This is a genomic window from Nocardia nepalensis (assembly GCF_048910785.1).
Classification (GTDB): domain Bacteria; phylum Actinomycetota; class Actinomycetes; order Mycobacteriales; family Mycobacteriaceae; genus Nocardia; species Nocardia nepalensis.
On the sequence record NZ_JBKBET010000028.1, the window covers coordinates 1 to 20,439 of the forward strand.

Genomic DNA, 20,439 nt, shown 5'->3' on the forward strand with positions numbered 1-20,439 from the left:
GGTAGGAGCAGGATGGCGGCGGGTATCGACCAGACCGATTGGGCTGGATTGTTGAAGAGTGCCCAGAACGGTCAGCTCCAACTCCTCAATGTCGACAGTGCCGCGCTGGGTAAACTGACCGGATATTGTGAGGATCTGGTCGCCGACATCCTCGGGTTGATCAATTTCGTGACCGGGAAGAACATGCCACCGAGGTTCGACTGGTATTACAACAATCAATCCAGTACCGATCCGAAACGGCCTGCCCAGCCGAAACCGTTCCCGGCCAGTTCCTATCAGTTCTTGAGCATGAAACATCTGTCGGACGCGTTCTTCGACAAAGCGAACCCTGAACTGGTCGACATCCTGGGTAACCATCAAGCGATCGTCACCGATATCGCGAACACCTTCACCGCGGCGAACAAGAAGTACTCGATCACCGAGGGACAGAACGCGAACACCTTCGTCGCACCGAACGCGCGTGATCATTGGCCCGAGATCTCGAAATATCATGCGGCGTCCTCGGTGTCGTGGGCGAACGGGCCGGGTTTGTCGACCACCGCCAGTTCCGGGGTGAGTTTCGACAACTCCCTCAAGGGCAGAATCGATCCGCTGATCGAACTCGGTGGCGCCCTGCACCTCTACGATTTCGCCAACATCGCCATGCTCGTGGGCTCGGTCGGTGGTGACATGCTGTGGTTGTCGGGTGAGTGGCTGGCCCTGTCCCAGATCTGGGGCAACTCGATCGATACCTTCACCAAGAACATCAAACCCGTGTTCACCCGGGGGCACTGGCAGGGCGCGGGCGCCGACCGGGCGATCGCCTCGCTCGACAAATACCTCGGTACCGCCGAAACGTTGCGGGCGGGCATGGTCGACATGTCTCATGTCGTGGGGAACACCGCCAACTTCTTGGCGTTCATCTACGGTCACGTTCCCCGTTACGACCAGATCAAGTTGAACACCAACGGCACGGTCAACTATGTCGCCAAGAGCGGCCGGTCCGGTGATCAGGCCCAAACCTATGCTCAGCAGTGGTGGGACAAGGGCGATGACACCAGTAACAACAAAGGTTTCGTCGCCGAGATGCGTCAACTCATCGGCCAGGTCCCCGAATTCGTCGACCCGAATACCGTGGCACCCGCCAACAATGGTGGCACAGGCGGTGGCGGGGGAACCGGAGGCAACAACGGCGGCAACGGTGCTGGGAGCGGCAACAACGGCCGATCCGGCGCAGACGGAAACAGTGGCACCGGCGGCGGATCCGGAAGCGGCACCGGCGGCGGCAGCGGCAACGAAGCCAGCGGCAACGGATCAGGCGCGGGTTCGGGCAGCGGAAACGGCGGGTCCAGTGGAAACGGCGGCCCGAGCGGCGCACCCTCGGGCAATCCCGGCCAGGGCACCGGTCCGAGCGGTGCCCCCGGCACCGGCGCCAGCGGCGCTCTCTCCGCCTCCGAGATGCTCAGCATGTTCTCGGAAGTGTTGCAGCTCATCACTTCCGGCATCACGACTCTCGCGCAACTCGGCAATCAACTTGCCGCGCAACTCGGCCCGGGATTGCAGGCGCTGACCAAAGCTGTCGAAGACGGCACACTGACGGTGAAGCAGGCTTTGGCCGAGGCTGCCGAGCGGATCGGCGAGGAGATAGCTGAGGTCGAGGAGCTACTCCTCCCACCGGGTGCGACCGGTCCGGTCGAATCGCGGGCGCTGTTGCCCAGCCCGAACGAGGCACTAGAACTACTTCAGCTGGGGGTACTAGGACGTGCGGCGGGCAATCAGCCCGCGGTATTCCAGGATTTCACGACGGCGAGGTCGACCGATGACGTCGTCGGCGAGCCGGGATCGGCGGGCGTCCCGGATATCACGGCGGAGGGTGGCAACTGATGGAACGGACCTGGCGGCTCACCGGCCTCGAATACCTGGTGCTGCGTGAGCGATTGGTCGGACGCCGCACGAGCTGGCCGTTCGCCTACGTCGCCGACGTGAAGGGACATTTCGACTTCCAATTCGTCAAGGCTCGGGTCTGGGGTGAGCTGCAGGCCGCGTGGGACCCCGCGCTGGCCGAGGTCATGGTGAAGTCGATGCAGGCCGATTTGCGGATCGCGGTGCTCGCCAATGATGAGAGCGCGCCCCATGATCTGGCCCGGCAGTGGACGATGGCGGGCAAACTGTTCGGCGACCGAGCGGTTCTGGTCGAGGGATTCCGCGTGCGGTCGCCCTATAGTCACGACGAACTGGTGATCACCGAGTGCGATGCGGTGGAGCTCGCACGGGTGATCGTGGACAAGCTTCCCCCGATGGCGGCGGGCGGCCAGTCGCAGATCGAATTGCTGAGCTCGACGGCCGAGCCCGCGTTCGATCACTGGCACGGTCGCAGTTCGCTGTTCGACGAAGGCGACGGCGATGTCGACACCCGGAGCCGCGGGTGGCAGGCCGCGCCGAAATCCACGGTCGGCCGGATCGAGATCACGCACGGTCACTCGAATTTCGGCCCGAGCGGGCAGGTGACCAAGTGGATCTTCTGGGAAGACCATCCCGGCGATGGCCGCTACATCGTCGATGCCGGGCCGCCGGTGGCCGCGGTCGCGACCGATGCCGAGCGGCTGGTGCGGCTCATCGAACGGGAATGCGCTGAACTGCGGCGCGTCCGGGGGGACGAGTCGCGGGGTGGAATCTCCCGGGTCAGCGTCTACGACGACGGGCTTTGAGATGACCGTTCCGAACCGATTGTGCTGACTGGAGTTTCGACATGGCACTGGATTCCGATGTCTCGGACAACACCAAATGGGCGAGCTTGGCCGGCGCGGAGCTACTGCTCGAGGCGGGCACGGCGCAGAAGTGCGCGCAGCACGTCGAGGACATGCTCAATGTCGTTGTCGGCGTGCACACCTGGGTGCAGGGCAACTATGAACGTGCGAGTCCGGTGTTCGCCGCGTGCGTATCGGGGGTGCAGATGTGGGCCCTGTTCAACTCGAAGATCGCCACCGAGTTGCTGGAACGCATGGATCGGCATCGCAACATCCTCACCAATATGGGCAACACGTTTCTCGCCGCGGGTAAGAAATACGACCTCACCGAGCACAACTCGGCCGTGAGCTTCGAGGGAATCTCCTTCGACAGCCCGCCGGGCACCCCTCCCAGCGGAGCGCCCAAATCGGTGAAGATTCCCCGGCATTCGAACAAGCCGGATACCACGACGCTCTACGACCCGGCCTTGTTCTGGCCCGAGGCGGGCTCGCAGCTGGATTGGTCGATTTTGTACAACGTCGGCCAGTCGATCAATGCGCAGGCGGTCGCCGACGCGGGCGGTGTGTGGTATTGGCTGTCCAAGGAGTTGGACCGTGGTTTCGACACCCTGCGGACCACCATCGCCGGTGCGTCGGATCAGTGGACCGGCTCGGGTGCGGACGCGGCAATTCTGGCGACGACGCAGTATGTATTCGCCTCCGAGCAGCTCACGACGGATATGAATCTGTTGGGTGACTCGCTGGTGTTCAGCTCGGGCTGGCTGCAGCAGACGAAGAACGGCATGCCGCAGACCCCCGAACCACCGCCCGCGACGACCACCTCACAGCAGACGCAGAACGACGCCGACCTGCTCCGGTTCCAAGAGCATTTCCAGACGCATTACACCGAGAACTACACGCATTTGACGACCCATATCGTGGCGCTACCACAGCCGAACGAGGTGGTGACGCCGAGCCTGGACGTCGGCGGGACGGCGCCGACACCGATCGATGCGCTCGACACGCCCGGTGCAGATGGGTCCGGCGATGAGCCGCCGACCGGCTCCGACGACAACGGCGGTGACGCACCGCCCGTCGGCGACGATCCGACGGGCGGTAAAAACCAGCCCGTCGACGGCGACGATCCCTCCTCCGGGCTCCGGAATCCCGAACCCGAAACGGGACCGAACACCCCGAACCTGTCGGAAGGGCTGGAGGACAAACCATTCGAGACGCTGAGCAACCTGCCCGACGACCTGACCTCGGAAAAATCGGGCAGCACCCCGTGGCTGATGAATTCCGCCCTCCTGCCGCCCGGAAACGTCCCTTTCGTCGGCAAGGGCGGTGGCGGCGGAGGTGGGACCGGTCGCGTATTCGCCCTGGAACAGCTGAAAAGCCAGGAGGCCAAGCTGTTCCCCCGCCTCACCGCCGTTCCGGACGAGAAGTTGCCCGGGCGGGCCGGGCCCGCTGGTGGGCGCGAACCGGGTGTCCCGTTCGGCGGTCACCCTGGCCGCCCGAATGGCGAGGAGAAGGAGAAGAAGCGGTCCGAACTGCTGGATTCGACCGAGCATCTCGACGAGGCGCTCGGGCAGCCCGGGCGCGGCATCAGACCGGTGCTCGATCGGTGAGCCGCACCTGGCAGCTCACCGATACCGAACTGATCGCGCTGTGGGACAGGCTCTTTCAGGACCGGCTACCGTCGCCGCTGTTCGCGCTGAATCGCGGCGACAACACGCGGGACTGGGCGCGACTGGCGACGGCGGCGCTGGCCGGGCTGGCCGAGACGGCTGACGGCGGTCTGCACGACGCCCTCACCCGGGTCGCCCACGCCGATATCCGGGTCACCGCGGTGGCGTTCGACCCGCGCGATTGCGGCGACCCCGCTGGCCAGCTTCGCCTGGTCGGAGCCCGGCAGGGCGACGTGGCGACCCTGATTCGCCAGCTTCCCGGCGAAACCCGTTGGCACAGTGGCGGTTATGTCATCACCAGTGGCGATGCCGATCGGCTCGCCGGTGCGGTGGTCGGCGCGCTCCCCGCTCGGGTGGCCGGGCGGGGGCCGGATACGCCGTTGATCACCAGCCCGACGAGCGCGGAGGTCGACCACCACTATGGCCGGTCTCCGGTCTACGACAACTATGCGGCCGATCGCGCCAGCGCGGCGTGGCTGCGACGGCCCGCGGAGCGGCTCGGAGTGATCGAAACCCGTATGGGCAGTTCGATCTTCGGGCCGCGCGGCATCACGCCCTACCGCATCGAATGGCGAGATCTGGTCGATGACGGCCGCTACGCCGTCGCCGAGACGGCAGGACCGGTCGCGACCGCGGTCGACCGGACGGCGCTGGCGACCATGATCGCCGCCGATATCGCGACCGTGTCACAGACCATGGAGGACGAGCGACGTGTCTGAACAACCCCCGAGAATCGACGCCGAGTGGTCCGCGGACTCGATGTTCGGCGCCACGATCCACGAGAGCCCGGTCTTCGACGGGGCCGAGGCCGGGCGAGACCCGGAGACGACGCTCGATCGGGACGCGCCGGAACTGGAAGCACCGAAATCGGATTTCACGCCCTACTCGACCGGCGAGGCCGCATTGCGCGGTGGCGACATCGTGGTGACCGCGACCGATTCGGCTGTGCCGCTGGCGGTTCGGCTCACCGCCGACCAACTCCGGCGCGACCCGGATGATCTCGGTGACGACATTCTGCGGCTGTGCAAGCTCGCGGCCAACCGGGCCGGCTTGCTCCGGCGTGCGTACCTGGCCCAGATCGGTGTCCCGGAATCGGCGCTGGACCTGCTCGAACTGCCGTCCCGGGACGCGGTCGAACACTACGAGCTCGCAGCGGAATTGGAGCACGGGTACGAACCGCACAGCTGGCTCGACCGGGATGGAGATTCGTGGTGACAGATTTCGCTGCCCTCGAGGCGGGTGCTCGCGCACGACTGGATCGGATGCGACGGCTCGCCGCGGATCTCGCCGCGGTCCGGGTCGACCACACCGATGCCGACGGGACCATCACCGTCTCGGTCGACGGGGTGGGCCGACTGCTCGATGTCCGTCTGACACAGGGGATTTCGAGTCTTTCGCCGTCCGAGTTCGAACGGGTGCTCGTTGCCGCCGCCGCTGCGGCGGTGCGGCGGGCTTTGGGAACGCGCGGACAACTGATCGAGGAATTCAACGGTCAGGTGAACAGCTAGCGCTGCCCTGCCGGCACGGCCGAGTCAACGGGCAGGTGAACAGCAGGGGCCGCCGCTCGCGCACCGCTTGCGGACACCGCGGCCCGAATTAGATTTCTGACGCAGCCGTCTAGGTATCGAGATCACAGACCAGCCCAGGAGGGTACCGCGATGAACGTCCTCAATGTGCAACCGCAGACATTCCGCCGATACGGCGAGATTTCGGACGGGATGGCGGCGACGGTCGCCGTCGCGGGGGCCGTCGACCAGGCCGCTGTCATCGCGGCCATCGCTCCGACCTTCGGGTTGATCGGTCAGGAATTCCTGACGAGTTTCGCCTACGCCCAGGCCAACCACTTCGCCGCACTGACCCAGCTCGTCGAAATCCTCACCACCACCGCCGAAACCGCGCGGGTGGCCGCGGCTTCCTATGAACTGACCGAGCAGCACAGCGTGGCTTCGTTCGCTCCGCTGACGGGCACCGAACAATGACTCCCGCGCAACCCCTTGCGGCGCCGCTACATCCGACCGTTCTCGACGCGCTACGAAATACGCCGGCCGCTCCGTTTCTCGATCAGCCGACCCAGCAGGTGCTGGCCGGCATCGGCTTGCCCGCGCTGCCGCAGTTTCCCGCTCTCCCGCCGCTGCCGGGCCTGCCGGTCCTCCCACCGCTCGACCCGGCGGCACTGTTCAAACCGGTAACCGACCTGATCAGCGGCTACGGTAACGGCAATCTGGACGCGGGGGAGTTCAATCCGCAAACGTTGATGCGCAATGTCACCGACGCGGTGCGCACCGCGATGCAGCTGACCTCCACGGGCATTCAGCTGCTGCAGTCGATGGAGAGCTCGGGGGCAACGGCGGCGACCGCGGCGGCGGTCGACACCGTGGCGACGTCCGCATCGATCTCCGAGCAGGCCGCCCGGATCAACCTGACCACCGGTGGCGCCGCGGGCACCGTCGCTGCCGGATATGCGCAAATAGCGGCGGTGGCAACGCGTTTCGCGCTCACCACCGCAGCGCTCGGGCCCACGCTGGTGACGCCGCCCGGCCAGGCGGCGCTGCTGGCCACCGCCATCGAGGCGGGCACCGAGGCGATGGCGATCACCGCCCAGACCAAGGCGCAGTTGCTGGCGCAGTCAGCGGAGATGACCGAGGCGGGCAAGCCGGTGCCGACTCGCAGCCCGAAACGTGCGGACCTCGGCAAAGTCCAGCGTTCGCTAACCCCAACGGTTTCGGCGGCCAGTCCCTCGGCGCCGGATGTGCCGGCGGTCCGTTCGCTGTCCTCCCCGGGATCGGCCTCTGCCACCGCCGGGGTCGCGCCCTCCTCGCCGAACCAGCCCACCGTGACGCAGTTGCTGTCGCAATTGCAGCAGGTGGTGACGCCGTTGATCTCGGTCGCGCAGACCATCGGTACAGAGGTCTCCGCGCAGTTCCCGGCCAAGCCTGCCGCCGACCCCGCGGCGCCGGCTCCGACGCGCTCCGCTACGGCAGCCGTGCCGGTCGGGTCGACGAGTGGGGGAGCGGCGGTCGCCCCGGCGGCGGCTCCGCTGGGCGAGTGGCAAGCCGAAGGCGTCATCGCGGCGACCGCGAGCCCGGTTGGCACGCCGCTGATATCGGCGTCGACCGCGACGTACTCGCATGAAGTACTCCCGCCTTTCGCCCCTGGCGCCGGCTCGACCGGCGACGAGCGGGCCCGCTCGGCGGGCGGCCGACCGGAATCGCCGGTCGATGCCCGCTATGGCGACGAACTGGTCGGAGGTCACCCGCCCGAGACCGCGGCACCCGTCATCGGCGTGGAATCGACCGGCGACCCGGATACCCCATTCAGCCTGTAGGAGGAGAACTTTCATGAGCAGTATCGCGATAGATCACGAACTCGCCCGGATGGCGGCCGGTCGGCTGGACATGCTGGCCGACGGCCTGGAGAGCGGGCTACTGCAGCGCGGCGACGCGCTGCGTCCGGTGCCGGGCGCCGCCGACCCGGTGTCGCGGCACACCGCGCAGGTGCTGCGACAGGTCAGCGATTCGTTCGAGCAGTCCTACCTGGGTGGCATCGACGAACTGCGCAAGATCGCCGCGAACCTGCGTTCCCATGCAGACCTCGTCGGGGATTCCGACGACGAAGCCGTGCAGTCGTTCCAGCGCCTGGTGTAGTACCGCGCGGCAGACACCGAGACGAGGAGTGACGCGATGGTCGAACTTCCGCACGCCGGTTTCACCGGCACGATGTGGGACGCCGTACCGGCCGAGCAGTTGGCACGCGAGCTGACGACCGGCCCCGGCGTCGTGCCGATGGCCGAGGCGGGGCTTGCCTACGCAGCGCTCGCGCTGGGCCTGGGGGAGGCCGGTGCCGAGTATCGCGCCATCCTCGCCATTGTCGGGAACGCGTGGGGATCGGATTCCAGCGCGGAGGGCATCGCCCAATTGGCGCAGCTGGCCGACTGGTTCGACGACATCACCACCGCCGCCCAGCACAATGCCGCCACGGCCGCCGAGCAGGCCGCGGCCTACGAGATCGCTCAGCTCACGATGCCGCACGTGGACGAGGTGGCGGCGGCGGTGCGGATGGCCGAGGAGATGGTCAGCGGCACGCTGCTCGGCGCACCGCTTGCCGGACTGTTCGACACTGCCGAGCATCAGGTCGATGCCCTGCGCGACCACGCCGCCCAGGTGATGCGCACCTACGAGGCGGGCAGTGACAAGCTGTCTGCGGCGTGGGAGCAAGAGACGGCCCCTGCCGTCTCCGCGGGAGCCGCCCTACTCGCTGAGCAGAAGCAGACGTCGAAGCCGGTCGTCGGCGGGTCATCGGGGCCGCCGCCGGACGCGCAGGCCGTTTCCCCTCCCGCACTGCAGTTTTCGTCGGTCGTCGACCTGTCGGCGCTGACTGCCGCGCCGACGCCGACCCTGATGGTCGGCGGTGAGTCGCTGGTGTTCACGCCGATCCCGCAACCCGTCGCACCGGTCGTGGCGGCAACGGCCGGCGCTCCTGTCATGGCATCGGCCGCGCAGGTACCGCCACCGTCGATGCTCGCGCCGCCCACGAATTCGCCGGTTCCGGTGTCGCCGCAAGCCGGTCAGCGGGCGGTGGCAGCCGAGGCCGGAGCTCTCGGCGAGCAGATCGTCGTCCAGGCCGGGTTCGCCACCGCGCCACCAGTTCTGGGCGGCGTAGCGCAGTCTCGTACCGCTGGGGCGTCGCAGTGACGACCCTGACCGTCGATGCCGCCCTCGTCGTCGCCGAAAAGCTCGGCGTGCAAACCCTTCCGATGGTTCTCGCCCTGCGCCCACGGCACCGCGAGCACGCCGACTTCCATGCCGCCCGCGTCGCCGCTGTCGCGGAGCTGTGTGCGCGCGGCGTGCTCGACGAGGACGGGAACGTCCTCGACGGGGAGCTGACCACGGCATTGTTCGCCCTGGCCCGTCCGGAAAGGGAACTTGCCCTGCGGATCCGGCGCGGCGGCGTGCATCGAATCTGCCTGGCCCGGCGCGGCCTGGACCACGCGGTGGCGGTGCGAGTGGGCGACGAAATCCAGATCGGCACCGTGTGGGGTGACGAGGATCCGGTGGCGTTGAGCCGGCCGCTGCTGGCCGCACTCGGCGCCCGTCCACCCGCGGACATCCCGGCGCTCACCGCCCCCACCGCCGAACTGCGTCGACGGCTCGACGACGCGGGAACCACCGAGGCCAGCGCCGCCTACCAGCTCGGCATGTCCGAATCGGACGCGCTGACCCTGGGAGTCGCACTGCGCCAGTGCATTTCGGTCGCCGAGTTGGTGTGCTACTCCCACCGTGACGGCAGCGCGGTGCGGTCGCCCGCCGCCGTCGCCGTGTACGACACCGCGGCCGGCCGGATCATCGGCGGCGGCAGCATGGCCCCTGACGGGCAACCGTGGACGACCTTGGCCCCCGGCAGTGATCGCCGGTTGGCCCACGTCGTCGGTGCGCAGATCGAAGCGCTGCCCGAGGGCCGCTGGATGCCGTAATCGGTACGCGCATCCACCCATCGTCCGGAGTCACTTCTCCGGAATTCTCAACACATCATCATCCGAAAGGAAATGTCAATGGCTGGCGCAGATGCTCTCCACCTTGATTTCGCCATTTTTCAGAAGTATGCGAACGCGTACGCCGACGTGATTCCGCCCATCGACAAGAGCGTCGACAACCTCGAGGCGACGGTGATCGCCGCGAAGAAGGATTGGGAAGGTGAAGCCAATATCGCGTTCACCAAATTCGCCGATGAACTGCAGGCGAAGATCCGCAAAGTGAATGTCGATCTGGGCCAGGTCGCGGAGGCGTTGCGTACCGGTGAAACGAAGGTCGCGGCAACCGAAAATGAGAGCATGGGCGGGTTCACCACGCTGAACACGAATTACCTCTGACCGAACCGACCGAAACCACTTCTGAGAACGGAACCAGCACAATGTTGTACAACCCGCCGGGCGTCATCCAGCTGATCACCGATATGGACAACTACCACACGGCCATTACCGCGGAGCGGGAAAACGCGCAGAACGCGGCGACCTCGCTGGTGCGGGAGGGCTGGCAGAGCGGCGAAGGCGGCGCTGCCGGCTCGTTCCTGGCCAAGCACAAGACCCTGATCGCCGACCTGGACGACCTGCTCGTACTGCTGAAGAAGGGACGTGACAACGTGCAGGCCGCGCTGGACAAGGCCCGGGCGACCGATCAGCACGTCGCGGACGACTTCGTCTGGTAGATCCGGCACCGAGGAGGCCCAGGGGGCCCGCCGCCAACTGGCCGCGGGCCCCCGTTTTCATGCGGATTGCAGGGCCGGCTCCGGTTGCGGCTCGACCTCGGTTTCGGCGTCGGTTCGAGCGCCCTCGAGGTACTCGACTTCCTCCCGGATCGAGACCACCTGGACGGTCAGTTCTTGGCCCGCGCTGCGAATGTGCACCCGCCCGGGCACGTCCGCCGATTCGATCAGCGCGACATCGGCGCCGAGCAGAACCTCCGCGGACTCCCGCGGCGAACGGACATGGACGGCCGTCGCTTCCGACACCTGTCCGGCCGAGGCGACACCGTCGTAAACGATCATCGTGGCCGCGGCCGTGTATCGCGCGCTACCGGGCGCGGGCAACGACAGCGCGGCAGGCGCGCCGACCGCCGCGACCAGGCATTCCCATTCCCGGGGGCGAACGCTGTGCACGATCACCTGCGCACCCACCGCGATCGCGCGCAGCACCATCAGTTGGGTCAGCCGCAGCGACCCGACGATTTCCACCCGCCGGACCGCGGGCCCGAACAGCGGCACCGCGACACCGAGCCCGTCATCGGTAGCGCCGATCACCTGACCACACCCCGCGGCCGGCACCGTGAATCGCGACATCGCCGCTGGTACCCCGCGCAGCGCGGCAGACAGCTCGAGGTGCCCGCCGTCGAGCAGGACCCGGCGCTGCAGGCCGCGCAACGGACGCAACCCGAGTTCGGCGGGCGGTTCCTCGGCGTCGTGATGACCGACGCCGGCCAGGTCGCGCCGCACGACCGCGCTGAGCGCGACCATGGCGCCGCGCCGGCCCGGCGAGTCCGATTCGACGGCCGGTGTCATGCGCAAGCGGGTCAGCACCGACTTGCCGGGAAGCGTCCACACCGCCGCGAGCACCTCCGGTTCGAGGAGCTGTGGCCGGACCGCGTACCCGGTCAATTCGATGCCGCCGCCGCGCAAGACCTGCCAATCCTCGGCCCACTGCTGTGGGTCGTTGTCGTGCAGGACGGCGGCCTCCGCGGCCGCCAGTTCGTCGGCGGTGAGGATCGATACCCCGACGCCGCTGGTGGCGATGCGACCCGCGACCCGGCGCGTCGCGACCAGGGCGGCGCGGATCACGCCTTCCTGTGCGCTGCCCCGGTTGTCGATCGCGCCGACGTTGTCGAGCGGGTCGAAACGCAGGACCAGCCAGACGTTCTGGGTAGCGGCGGCAGGCAGTGGTCCGAGCAGTCTTTCGTAGACCCGGACGACGTTGTGCGGGCCCTGGGTACGGACACCGAGCGTGACAACGTCGACAGCGGCCAGCCGGATGTCGAACTGGGACAGGCACCGTGCCACATCGGCGAGTGAGATGGCCGCGCCCGCCTCGATCCGCGCCGATCCGAGCAGGGTCGGCCGCACCGCGGTGCGGCCGAGCCCGACCATGGTGATCAGGTGGCTGCCGTCCCAGCGCATGCCACAGCGGGCGCCGGCGGAGTCCGGGATATCGACATCGAACGGCTCCTGGCGTGGTTCACTACCACTACCGCGCCGATTGCGCCACCAGAGCGAGCCGCGCATTCCCAGAATTCGCCAAACATTAGTTTTCCGAACTCGGACGCCACCGAGCAACGCAATTGCGATCCCGACGCCGAGCGCCACTCGAATATCTGCGCCGAGGACGATGGCTATGGTGGCGGCCGTTGTTCCCGCGGCCGCCGAGGGCAGCACGATGGACAACGGAACCCGCGTGAACAGTTCGCTCCGACCTGAACTCAGCGGTGGCGGATCCGACGATTCCCGAGTATTTTCCGGCGGCATTGTCTCGCTATTCATTCAGCACATCTCCATTCGGCGCGCACCTGTGTGGTGCGGTAGCCTCTCACACGCCAGACGAGTTTGCGCATTCAGGCACACGGTGTTCATGCGCACGTGTTCACGCGCACGGAGGAGTTGAAATGCCGGCACAATTGACGACCCGGGCGCAGGTCAATGGATACAGATTTCTGCTGCAGCGTTTCGAGCACGCGCTGGTTCGCCGCGATGTGCGAATGCTGCACGATCCCATGCGCATCCAATTCCGTTCCTTGCTGACGGGCTTGGTGCTGGCAGTGCTGGTGACCGCCGGCTGCGGCGTCCTGGCGTTCCTGCGGCCGCAGGGGCAACTCGGCGATGCCAAGATCATCATGGCCGGCGACAGCGGCGCCCTCTACGTCATGGTGGACAAGACCATGCACCCGGTGCTGAATCTGGCTTCGGCCAGACTGATCACCGGTACCAGCGAATCACCGACGTCGGTAAAGTATTCGAAGCTGGCCTCGGTGCCGCGCGGACCGTTGCTCGGCATCCCCGGCGCCCCCGCATCGCTGCCGGGGGCGGTCGATCGCGATCGCTCCGAGTGGACGCTGTGCGAGGACGCGACCGACGGTCTGCGCAGTACGGTTCTCGACGGCGTGCCACAGCTCGGCCCGCGGATCCGGCCGGGCACACCGGATGAGGCGGTGCTCGCGACCTATGACGGCGCCACCTACCTGATCTACGACGGCAAGCATGCTCGCATCGATATGAGCAGTGATGCGGTCGTGGCTACCTTGCAGATTCGCGGGATGCGGCCGCGGCCGATCGGTGCCGGACTGCTCAACGCGACCGTCGCCGCCCCCGAACTCCTCGCTCCGGCGATCCCCGACGCGGGTGCGCCAAGCGCCGTGCGCGGCGGCAATGTCGTTGTGGGGTCGGTGATTCGGGTCCAAGGCGTCAACGGCGCGCAGCCGTATGTGGTGCTCACCGACGGGGTGCAGAAGATTTCGGAGTTCACCGCGCAGGTACTGCGCGCGTCGAACTCGATGGGGCATACCGTCATTCCGCTGCTGTCCCCGGACGCGATCGGCGGTCTGCCGGTGCTGGACACCCTGCCGATCGGGCAGTTCCCGGCCGGCGTCCCGTCCATCGTCGCCATGGACACCGATCCGGTGGCCTGCGCGAGCTGGGCACGTGGCGCGAGCGATCAAACCGCCACCCTGCGCTTGCTCGTCGGCCGGCAACTGCCGCTGGCGTCCGGCCGGACCCCGGTGCGGCTCGTCGGGGGCGAGGCCGCCCACGCGGCCTACATCCCCGCAGGCACCGGCGAATTCGTGCAGGTCACCGGTATCGAGCTGGACAGCACCCGGCGCGATGGCCTGTTCTATGTCACCGATACCGGCGTTCGATTCGGTATTCCGGACGCCGCGACTGCAGCCATGCTCGGCCAGACCGCCGAGCCGAAGCTGGTGCCGTGGCAGATCATCAGCCAACTGCCCGCGGGGCCGATGCTGGATCGCCAATCCGCCCTCATCGCCAGGGATGTCGTCCGCACCGACGGGTCGTAGCCGGTGTCCGCGGGTGACGAGAAGGTGAACGGCTGTGGCGACCAGATCGTGCCCGGTCGCCGCCCGTGCGTCGGATGGGTACTTTCCGGGCAGTCGAACGCGAAGGGGACTTGCTGATGCCGCGGATTGTGGGCAGGCGAAACGATGGCGGCGTCGTCGTCGCTGTCGGCGGGGTGTGTGTCATCGTCGGATCCGACGCCCTCGACGCCGCCGGACACTGTGCGACCCCGCCGGAACAACTGCGGGTGATGTTGGTCAGCGCCACGGCCACTGACGCCGATTGCACCGTTACCGACGAGCCGATGCCCGCCGGTCTGCTGTCGGCGGCGCAGCTCGCAGCGATCCTGGCCTGGGAGGTCGGGTTCGTCGAGGGCGAACTAGGCGACAGTGAGCGGCCCGGACTGAGCGGTGCCGAAACCGAACTCTACCTACGCTATCGACCCGATACCGGGGACGACTATCCGAACAGTCTGGCCGTGGCGGAGGTCGACCGCCCGTTCTTCTCACTCGAACCCGTGCCCGCACCGGTCGCGCCGTCCGATGCGCTCGAGTTCACCGACCACGAGTCCGCGCCGCTGGTTCAGCTCTGCGCATCGATGGCCCACGTCGAGGATCTGTCCGCCGCCGAGGTCGTCGCCGCGGCAGCCGAAGACCTGATCGACCACGTCAGCTATGCCGAGACGGTCGAGGAGTTCTATCCGTCACTGGCGCAAGCGGTTTCGGCGCAGACGGTGCCCGCTCCCGCCGTCGAGGCGGCCGGCGGCGTCGACCGGGACGAAATCCTGGGCTTCTTCGGCCGCCTGCTGGCGGAGCTGGATCGGCGGCGGCCCTGGCCGGATCCGGTCACGGTCGCGGTCGACCCGCACACCTGGCCGACCCCGGGGTCCAGCAGGCTCATCGGCTGGGTGGATATCGGCATCTCGGCCCTGGAGTGGGCGGTGAAGGCGGGCTTTGCCGAGGTTCCCGACGACGATCAGGCGTTGCTGGTCTTGCGTTTACGGACTGGGCAGCTGATCGCGCTGGTGGGGGAGCAGGACCCGGACCCGGCCCGGTTCATGGTGCTGCTGCCCGATCTCGACGGCCAGCAAGATCCCGTGGCGGTGATCGCGTATCTGGCGCGATACGCCGGACTACGGGTCGAATTCGATGAACGGGCGGCGATGGCAGAGGTGGCGGCACAGTGATACGACCGGAGAACGCGAGCGCGGCGGCCGATGCCGCTGATCTGATCGATGCCGTGGGCCGGGCGCTGAGCCAGATGCGCGATCTGCGCGGTGCCCGCGACGCGCTGACCGCGTCCGCTACCGTGGAACACGGCCGAATCACCGTCGTGGTCAATGTTTCCGGCTCGATCATCGAGACGTACTACGCCGAGGACATCAACACACTCAGCTATGGCCAAATCGCCCGCGCGACAGTTCAGGCGGCGCAGGCTGCGGCCGCGAAGGTGGCCGCCAAGCAGGAAACGCTCCTGGCCCCGGCAGCCGAGCTGCGTTCGCGAATGCCCAAGCCCGAGGATCTGTTCGCGGGCCTGGCCGAGCTGCGGGCGCAACTGCCGAGGCACACACCGGCACCGCTGACTCCGCCGTCGGAAAACACGCTGAACGATCGTCGAAATGATGGTCATCGAATTCTGGACCGATGAGCCGCCCCACCGAATTCTCCAGCGCGACGAGAGGACCCGCCACCATGGATGACGATTTCAATGCTGCTGTCGAGGGATTTCAGGCCAAGGTGGCCGAAATCGCCGATCTGCAAGCCGCACGTGCGCTACTGCTCGGCGTAGGCACCACTGCGCGACGGCGGGTGCGCGTCACCGTGAATGCCGACGGAATCGCCACCGACATCAAGTTTTCCGGCGCGATCGGCGAATTGACCCCGGCGGAACTCGCCGACGCGGTCACCGCGGCGTCGCGGGCGGCCGTGCTCGACGTCGCGCGCAAGGCCAAGGAACTGATGGCGCCGCTCGACGTCGACCAGGCCGAGGCGCCCAGACTGGACGACCTGTTCGCCACCATCACCTCGTTGCGCGATCACTTGGGCTGATGCCGACCGCGGTGGGCCGGCGCCGTGTCGATTGGCGAGATCGCCACCGATAGTCGAGACTTCCGATCGGGGGTGGCCGAGCTATCGAGTTGAGGGCGCACCATGGCAGTCGAGATCACCCGTCCAGGCCGAGTGATCCGGGCGCAACCGGCGCTGCCGTCGAACCGCGGGCGGCGCGCACTAGTCCTGTCGCTCATCGGCGCCACCGGATTCCTTATCAGCCAGGACGTTTCGTTGCACAGCGTCGCTGTGTCGACCCTGCTGCAGCAGCTGGGTGACCGGGACGTGCTCGAGTTCTCGCTGTGGATCCCGAAGTCTTATGTGCTGTCGCTCATCGTGTTTCTACTCATCGGTGGTGTGCTCACCGACCGCTGCGGCGCCAAACGAGTGCTGGTTGCCGGGTATGTCACTTTTCTCGCGGGTCTGGTGGCCCACATGCTGCTGGCCGCGACCTCGATTCCGTTGCTGGTGGCCAGAATAGTGATGGGTGCGGGTGTCGCCGCTATCGTCCCCGCGTCGCTGTCGATCCTCGTGCTGGTCAGCAATGCCGGTCGGCAACGCACCCAGGCGCTGCTGTTGTGGGCAGGCTGTCTGGCCGCGGGTGTGACAGTCGTTCCGCTGGTGAGCGGCCTGCTGTTGAACAATCTGTGGTGGCCCCGGGTCGCCCTCGCCGACGCCGTGGTCGCGGTGGCACTGTTGGCCGGCATCGTCAGGTTCGTCCCGCGCTGCCCCGGCGATCCGCAGGCTCCCGTGGATTGGCCGAGTGTCGTTGCGGCGACGGTAGGTTCGGGGCTGGTCGCGCTCGGTCTATTGAAGGCGCCCGACTGGGGTTGGACCGCCGTTCCCGTCATCGTGCTGCTGGGGGCAGGCACCGTCCTCTTGGTGCTGGCGGCGGCCACCCGCCGTGGCGGCGAGTTGCCGCACGACATTCTGCTGCGGGCCGATCCGCGGGCGCAGCCCGCGATGTTCGCGCTGTCCGCGGCGGTCGTGGCGGAATTCGGCATCGTCTTCGTGACGATCCAGTACCTGCAGGCGGTGCGTGGTACCCACCCAGTGGTGGCCGGCGCGCTCATCTTCCTGCCCGCCTGCGTGGCCTCCGCAGCGGGCGCCAAGGCCGGTGCGGTGCTGCAACGCCGTACCGGCGCAACAATTCCGCTGATCATCGGCTTGACGATGGTGCTGGATGGCCTGGCTGTCGGTTTGACCGCGGACGCGGCGGGCAGCCTGGAGCGGATCGTGGGGATGGTCGCGGTGATGAGCGTGGGCATGGGCATCGTGATGGCGGTCGCGCTCGACGCGATCGGTACCGCGCTGCCGTCGACCCGCAACGGCGTCCTGTTCGCGGCGCAGTCGGCCGTCGTCCAACTCGGCAGCCTGCTCGGTTTGGCGGTAGCCGGTGGTCTCGTCGACCAGGGATATCGAGCGGGGCTTGTCATTCCGGCCAAGGTCGCCGCGCACGAAGGCATCGTCGCGGCCGGGCAACCGCTCGGCATGAACGTGGCAACGGCGGCCTCGGTCGGCGACACGCTCGGTGGGCCGCTCGCCCGGGCGGTGCAGAACGCGTTCTTGGTCGGCTACCGGCAGGCGTTGCTCGCCACCATCGTGGTGGTCGTCGTGATGATGCTCGTAATCGGCGTCCTGACCGCCCGCGCCCGCCTGCGGAGTGCCGGGAATTTCACGAGTTATCAAGAGATTCCAAAGAATACGCGGGAAATATAAATATTTGCAAAGTCGATATCAAGAAATTCGCGGCAAGGTTGACGCTTTCGATGCGGTGCGCATAATTCATTTCGGGGCGCACGGACTATTGAGAGGCTGGGGTTGTCGTGAAAAAGGTTGGCGATGGCACTCCCGGTCGGCGCCGCATTCGGCCGGGTGCTGGAACGGCGCGACCGGCTACGTCGCGAACCTCGGCCGAGGAGATCCTGACCCGGGCGCGAGCCGAACGGGCACAGCTCGAGCAGGGCCGGCACTTCTATGCCCAGCTCATCGATCAGGCGGAACTGTTACACGAGGAGATCCGTGCACTGCACGAGGAACAGCGCGAGGTCTATCGGCAGCTGAACAACCTGCGTCGACGGTTCACCAGCCTGCCGCCCGTCCCTCGGCCGACCGGCTATCCGCCGATCACGGTCGCACCGGCCACGCAGGCCGAGCCGCGCGCCGGTGCCGGCCGGGCGACTGCCTGACCTCGGATCCCCTCGGTGAGTGCCGTTGCCGGACAACAACGTTCACCGATCGGCGATGCTCCACTCCGCGACGGCAGGCGCGATCGGCTGCTGTAGTCTCACCTCGTGTTCAGGCTCGGACCTGGACTTGTGGAAGGGACCGGGTTCGTGCGTGTGGTGGTGGTGGAAGACGACGCGGGCGTTGCCGGTGCTGTTGTCGAAGGCCTCCGAGCCCATGGTTTCCCGGACGTCGACCATCTGTCACACGGGCTCGACCTGCTGACTTCGCACGCCGGCTACGACGCGGTCGTGCTCGATCTCGGGCTGCCAGACGTCAACGGCTATCTGGTGCTGCGCCAGCTCCGCAAGGTCAGCACGATTCCGGTGGTCATGCTGACCGCCGAGGGCGACGAGTTGGCGGTGGTGTCGTGCCTGCGCGCCGGAGCCGACGACTACATCGTCAAACCGCCGCGGCTCGGTGAACTCGCCGCCCGCCTGGAAGCGGTCGTGCGACGCAGGCAGCCAACCGAATCCGGTCCGGCCGTGGTGGTTACCGGTGATGTCACCGTAGACTTGGGGGCTCGTGCCGTCGAGGTGGCCGGTCTGCCGGTCCAGCTGACCCAGAAAGAATTCGCCATAGCACGGGTGCTGGTCGAGCGCGCGGGCACCGCGGTGGGCCGGGACACGATCATGGACGAGATCTGGGGCGAGAAAACCCCGTCCACGTCTCGTTCGCTCGATGTTCACATGGGCGCGCTGCGGGCCAAACTGAACCGTCCCGGACTGATCGCCACCATTCACGGCTTCGGCTACCGCTGGACCAGGTGACCTGGCCGGATGCGCGTTCGGTTGGTGAGTGTGTTCACGCTGCTAGCGGCGATCTGCATGATCTGCTTCGGGATCGGGATCGGGATGGAGTTGGCGTCGAGCCGGACCCAGGCGATGGTGATCGATCGGATCCAGGTCGCCAACCAGTTCGCGGCGACGGCATCGGTTGATCCGGCACGCCTCGAGGGGGAGGCGCAGACCTATTTCGAGCAGACCGGCAATGGTGTCCTGGTGATCGCGGGCAGCGGCAGGGTGATGGTCGACGTCGGGGTGGACCGCGCCGACGCACGGGTCATCGAGGTATCGAACAACGCACACCGGTTCGTACCGCCGGAGACGCTGTATCCGTGGAGTACGCACCCGATGGTGGTCGGCCAGCCCATAGGAACCTCGCAGCAAGCCGGTGGTGTGGTCGTCATCGCGATCTCGACCTCGGCGACTCGCCGCGGCATTACCGACAGTTGGATTCAGCTCGCCTGCGTGACCTCCACCGCTCTGCTGGCGTTCGGCGGCGTGGCGCTCGGGGTATCGGGGTGGATCCTGCGACCGGTGTCCAAGCTGCGCCGCGATGTCGACGCGCTGACCTCGACCTTGCCCGTGCGGTGCGCGGAGCCGCAGGGCCCCCGGTCCAGAGGCCAGGGGCCACCGGAGATCGTCGAACTCGCGGTCGGTGTCGCGGCGATAACCCGGGCCGTCGCAGACCTGGCCGCGGCCGAGCGCAAACTGGTGGTCGATACGGCGCATTCGCTGCGAAATCCACTGGCCGCGCTCGCGGTTCGGCTGCAGGCCCTACAGCCGATGATCGCCCAGGATCACGCGGCGGCCACCTTCGCCGGTGTGGTGAGCGAAGTGGACCGGCTTGCCGAGTTGCTGGACGGATTGCTGACCTCGGCGGTGGCCGATGCCAAGGACGGCGGCGCGACCGTGCGCCCGAACACGTCGAGCTGTGACGCGGTATCGGTGGCACGGGATCGAGTGGACGCGTGGCATGCCGCGTTCCAGCGCGCCGAGATGACCCTGACTCTCGATGCGACCGCGGAGGTCGCCGAGGCCGGCGTTCCGGCGAGTGTGCTCGCCCAGATTCTCGATGTCGCGCTGAGTAATTCCGCGCGCTACGCGGGCCGCGATGCCCATACCGCGATCACCGTCAGCCACGAATGCGAGTCGGTGGTCGTGTCGGTGCGCGACGACGGCGTCGGGGTGTCACCCGACGAGCTCGATCAGCTCACCACCCGATTCTTTCGCGGAGCACAGGCGACGGCCGGCGGTTCCGGTCTCGGTCTGCCTATCGCGGCGACCATGGCGACCCAGTACGGCGGATTGTTCTTCGTCGACATAGCCGACCCGTGCGGTCTGGTCGTCACGGCCAGCTTTCCGGCTTCGGTCGCGACGAACCTTACATCCAGGTGAACGCCTGAAGGTTTGGTGAACTCCGTCGGCGTGCCGCGCGAGC

General features: G+C 67.3%; 22 protein-coding genes. 21 read left to right on the forward strand and 1 reads right to left on the reverse strand.

The genetic code is table 11. The features are described from left to right. The 13 genes from ACHQ4I_RS20730 to ACHQ4I_RS20790 all read left to right on the forward strand — a co-directional run. Nucleotides 1-1,863 (forward strand): hypothetical protein (locus tag ACHQ4I_RS20730; RefSeq protein WP_420773448.1); only part of this gene is annotated, 1,863 nt, incomplete at its 5' end. Beyond that, nucleotides 1,863-2,687: an ESX secretion-associated protein EspG gene (locus ACHQ4I_RS20735; RefSeq protein ID WP_420773449.1), complete on the forward strand. Its 825-nt coding sequence runs from the start codon at nt 1,863-1,865 to the stop codon at nt 2,685-2,687. The genes ACHQ4I_RS20730 and ACHQ4I_RS20735, both read left to right, overlap by 1 nt. A 41-nt stretch (nt 2,688-2,728) precedes the next feature. Then, nucleotides 2,729-4,333 (forward strand): hypothetical protein, encoded by a 1,605-nt coding sequence (locus tag ACHQ4I_RS20740; RefSeq protein WP_420773450.1) that lies wholly within the window; start codon nt 2,729-2,731, stop codon nt 4,331-4,333. Beyond that, a complete protein-coding gene (locus tag ACHQ4I_RS20745; protein ID WP_420773451.1) occupies nt 4,330-5,112 on the forward strand; it encodes an ESX secretion-associated protein EspG in 783 nt (260 codons plus the stop codon). Before ACHQ4I_RS20740 ends, ACHQ4I_RS20745 begins: the two co-directional genes overlap by 4 nt. Beyond that, nucleotides 5,105-5,608, forward strand: a complete 504-nt coding sequence (locus tag ACHQ4I_RS20750; RefSeq protein ID WP_420773452.1) for a hypothetical protein — start codon at nt 5,105-5,107, stop codon at nt 5,606-5,608. The genes ACHQ4I_RS20745 and ACHQ4I_RS20750 overlap by 8 nt, the downstream gene beginning before the upstream one ends. Further along, entirely contained in the window at nt 5,605-5,901 is a 297-nt protein-coding gene (locus tag ACHQ4I_RS20755; RefSeq protein ID WP_420773453.1) for a YbaB/EbfC family nucleoid-associated protein, read from the forward strand. Before ACHQ4I_RS20750 ends, ACHQ4I_RS20755 begins: the two co-directional genes overlap by 4 nt. 150 nt (nt 5,902-6,051) lie before the next feature. Further along, a complete protein-coding gene (locus tag ACHQ4I_RS20760) occupies nt 6,052-6,372 on the forward strand; it encodes a type VII secretion target (protein WP_420773454.1) in 321 nt (106 codons plus the stop codon). Then, nucleotides 6,369-7,718 (forward strand): hypothetical protein, encoded by a 1,350-nt coding sequence (locus ACHQ4I_RS20765; RefSeq protein WP_420773455.1) that lies wholly within the window; start codon nt 6,369-6,371, stop codon nt 7,716-7,718. The genes ACHQ4I_RS20760 and ACHQ4I_RS20765 overlap by 4 nt, the downstream gene beginning before the upstream one ends. A gap of 13 nt (nt 7,719-7,731) precedes the next feature. Next, nucleotides 7,732-8,037, forward strand: coding sequence for a PE domain-containing protein (locus ACHQ4I_RS20770; RefSeq protein WP_420773456.1), 306 nt, complete (start codon nt 7,732-7,734; stop codon nt 8,035-8,037). Between the two features lie 36 nt (nt 8,038-8,073). Beyond that, entirely contained in the window at nt 8,074-9,084 is a 1,011-nt protein-coding gene (locus ACHQ4I_RS20775) for a PPE domain-containing protein (RefSeq protein WP_420773457.1), read from the forward strand. After that, nucleotides 9,081-9,863 (forward strand): ESX secretion-associated protein EspG, encoded by a 783-nt coding sequence (locus ACHQ4I_RS20780; protein ID WP_420773458.1) that lies wholly within the window; start codon nt 9,081-9,083, stop codon nt 9,861-9,863. The genes ACHQ4I_RS20775 and ACHQ4I_RS20780 overlap by 4 nt, the downstream gene beginning before the upstream one ends. A gap of 72 nt (nt 9,864-9,935) precedes the next feature. Then, nucleotides 9,936-10,259 (forward strand): WXG100 family type VII secretion target, encoded by a 324-nt coding sequence (locus tag ACHQ4I_RS20785; protein WP_420773459.1) that lies wholly within the window; start codon nt 9,936-9,938, stop codon nt 10,257-10,259. Between the two features lie 41 nt (nt 10,260-10,300). Beyond that, on the forward strand, nt 10,301-10,594 hold the full coding sequence (locus ACHQ4I_RS20790) for a hypothetical protein (protein WP_420773460.1): 294 nt from the start codon (nt 10,301-10,303) through the stop codon (nt 10,592-10,594). A gap of 57 nt (nt 10,595-10,651) precedes the next feature. Here ACHQ4I_RS20790 and eccE read toward each other — a convergent pair whose 3' ends face one another. Next, nucleotides 10,652-12,415: a type VII secretion protein EccE gene (eccE, locus tag ACHQ4I_RS20795; RefSeq protein ID WP_420773461.1), complete on the reverse strand. Its 1,764-nt coding sequence runs from the start codon at nt 12,413-12,415 to the stop codon at nt 10,652-10,654. Between the two features lie 122 nt (nt 12,416-12,537). Here eccE and eccB point away from each other — a divergent pair, with 122 nt between their 5' ends. The 8 genes from eccB (at nt 12,538) to ACHQ4I_RS20835 (ending at nt 20,396) form a co-directional block, all read left to right on the forward strand. Beyond that, entirely contained in the window at nt 12,538-13,944 is a 1,407-nt protein-coding gene (gene eccB / locus ACHQ4I_RS20800; RefSeq protein ID WP_420773462.1) for a type VII secretion protein EccB, read from the forward strand. Nucleotides 13,945-14,060: 116 nt separating this feature from the next. Continuing rightward, complete coding sequence (locus ACHQ4I_RS20805) at nt 14,061-15,128, forward strand: hypothetical protein (protein ID WP_420773463.1); 1,068 nt, start codon at nt 14,061-14,063, stop codon at nt 15,126-15,128. Further along, nucleotides 15,125-15,589, forward strand: coding sequence for a YbaB/EbfC family DNA-binding protein (locus ACHQ4I_RS20810; protein ID WP_420773464.1), 465 nt, complete (start codon nt 15,125-15,127; stop codon nt 15,587-15,589). Before ACHQ4I_RS20805 ends, ACHQ4I_RS20810 begins: the two co-directional genes overlap by 4 nt. After that, the gene (locus ACHQ4I_RS20815; RefSeq protein WP_420773465.1) at nt 15,586-15,990 is read left to right on the forward strand and encodes a YbaB/EbfC family nucleoid-associated protein; all 405 of its coding nucleotides are present in this window, start codon (nt 15,586-15,588) and stop codon (nt 15,988-15,990) included. Before ACHQ4I_RS20810 ends, ACHQ4I_RS20815 begins: the two co-directional genes overlap by 4 nt. A 102-nt stretch (nt 15,991-16,092) precedes the next feature. Continuing rightward, nucleotides 16,093-17,709: an MFS transporter gene (locus ACHQ4I_RS20820; protein WP_420773466.1), complete on the forward strand. Its 1,617-nt coding sequence runs from the start codon at nt 16,093-16,095 to the stop codon at nt 17,707-17,709. Between the two features lie 107 nt (nt 17,710-17,816). Further along, nucleotides 17,817-18,179, forward strand: a complete 363-nt coding sequence (locus ACHQ4I_RS20825) for a DUF2721 domain-containing protein (protein WP_420773467.1) — start codon at nt 17,817-17,819, stop codon at nt 18,177-18,179. A gap of 147 nt (nt 18,180-18,326) precedes the next feature. Next, nucleotides 18,327-18,986: a response regulator transcription factor gene (locus tag ACHQ4I_RS20830; protein ID WP_420773468.1), complete on the forward strand. Its 660-nt coding sequence runs from the start codon at nt 18,327-18,329 to the stop codon at nt 18,984-18,986. 9 nt (nt 18,987-18,995) lie between these two features. Then, the gene (locus ACHQ4I_RS20835; protein ID WP_420773469.1) at nt 18,996-20,396 is read left to right on the forward strand and encodes a sensor histidine kinase; all 1,401 of its coding nucleotides are present in this window, start codon (nt 18,996-18,998) and stop codon (nt 20,394-20,396) included. Nucleotides 20,397-20,439: the final 43 nt, after the last annotated feature.

Bases quoted from the DNA above. Each gene is read 5' to 3' on its own strand.
- ACHQ4I_RS20820 (WP_420773466.1), top strand. From the start codon at position 16,093: ATGGCAGTCGAGATCACCCGTCCAGGCCGAGTGATCCGGGCGCAACCG.
- ACHQ4I_RS20835 (WP_420773469.1), top strand. From the start codon at position 18,996: ATGCGCGTTCGGTTGGTGAGTGTGTTCACGCTGCTAGCGGCGATCTGC.
- ACHQ4I_RS20775 (WP_420773457.1), top strand. From the start codon at position 8,074: ATGGTCGAACTTCCGCACGCCGGTTTCACCGGCACGATGTGGGACGCC.
- ACHQ4I_RS20735 (WP_420773449.1), top strand. From the start codon at position 1,863: ATGGAACGGACCTGGCGGCTCACCGGCCTCGAATACCTGGTGCTGCGT.
- ACHQ4I_RS20785 (WP_420773459.1), top strand. From the start codon at position 9,936: ATGTCAATGGCTGGCGCAGATGCTCTCCACCTTGATTTCGCCATTTTT.
- ACHQ4I_RS20765 (WP_420773455.1), top strand. From the start codon at position 6,369: ATGACTCCCGCGCAACCCCTTGCGGCGCCGCTACATCCGACCGTTCTC.
- ACHQ4I_RS20760 (WP_420773454.1), top strand. From the start codon at position 6,052: ATGAACGTCCTCAATGTGCAACCGCAGACATTCCGCCGATACGGCGAG.
- ACHQ4I_RS20790 (WP_420773460.1), top strand. From the start codon at position 10,301: ATGTTGTACAACCCGCCGGGCGTCATCCAGCTGATCACCGATATGGAC.
- eccB (WP_420773462.1), top strand. From the start codon at position 12,538: ATGCCGGCACAATTGACGACCCGGGCGCAGGTCAATGGATACAGATTT.
- eccE (WP_420773461.1), bottom strand. From the start codon at position 12,415: ATGAATAGCGAGACAATGCCGCCGGAAAATACTCGGGAATCGTCGGAT.
- ACHQ4I_RS20740 (WP_420773450.1), top strand. From the start codon at position 2,729: ATGGCACTGGATTCCGATGTCTCGGACAACACCAAATGGGCGAGCTTG.
- ACHQ4I_RS20770 (WP_420773456.1), top strand. From the start codon at position 7,732: ATGAGCAGTATCGCGATAGATCACGAACTCGCCCGGATGGCGGCCGGT.
- ACHQ4I_RS20815 (WP_420773465.1), top strand. From the start codon at position 15,586: ATGAGCCGCCCCACCGAATTCTCCAGCGCGACGAGAGGACCCGCCACC.
- ACHQ4I_RS20805 (WP_420773463.1), top strand. From the start codon at position 14,061: ATGCCGCGGATTGTGGGCAGGCGAAACGATGGCGGCGTCGTCGTCGCT.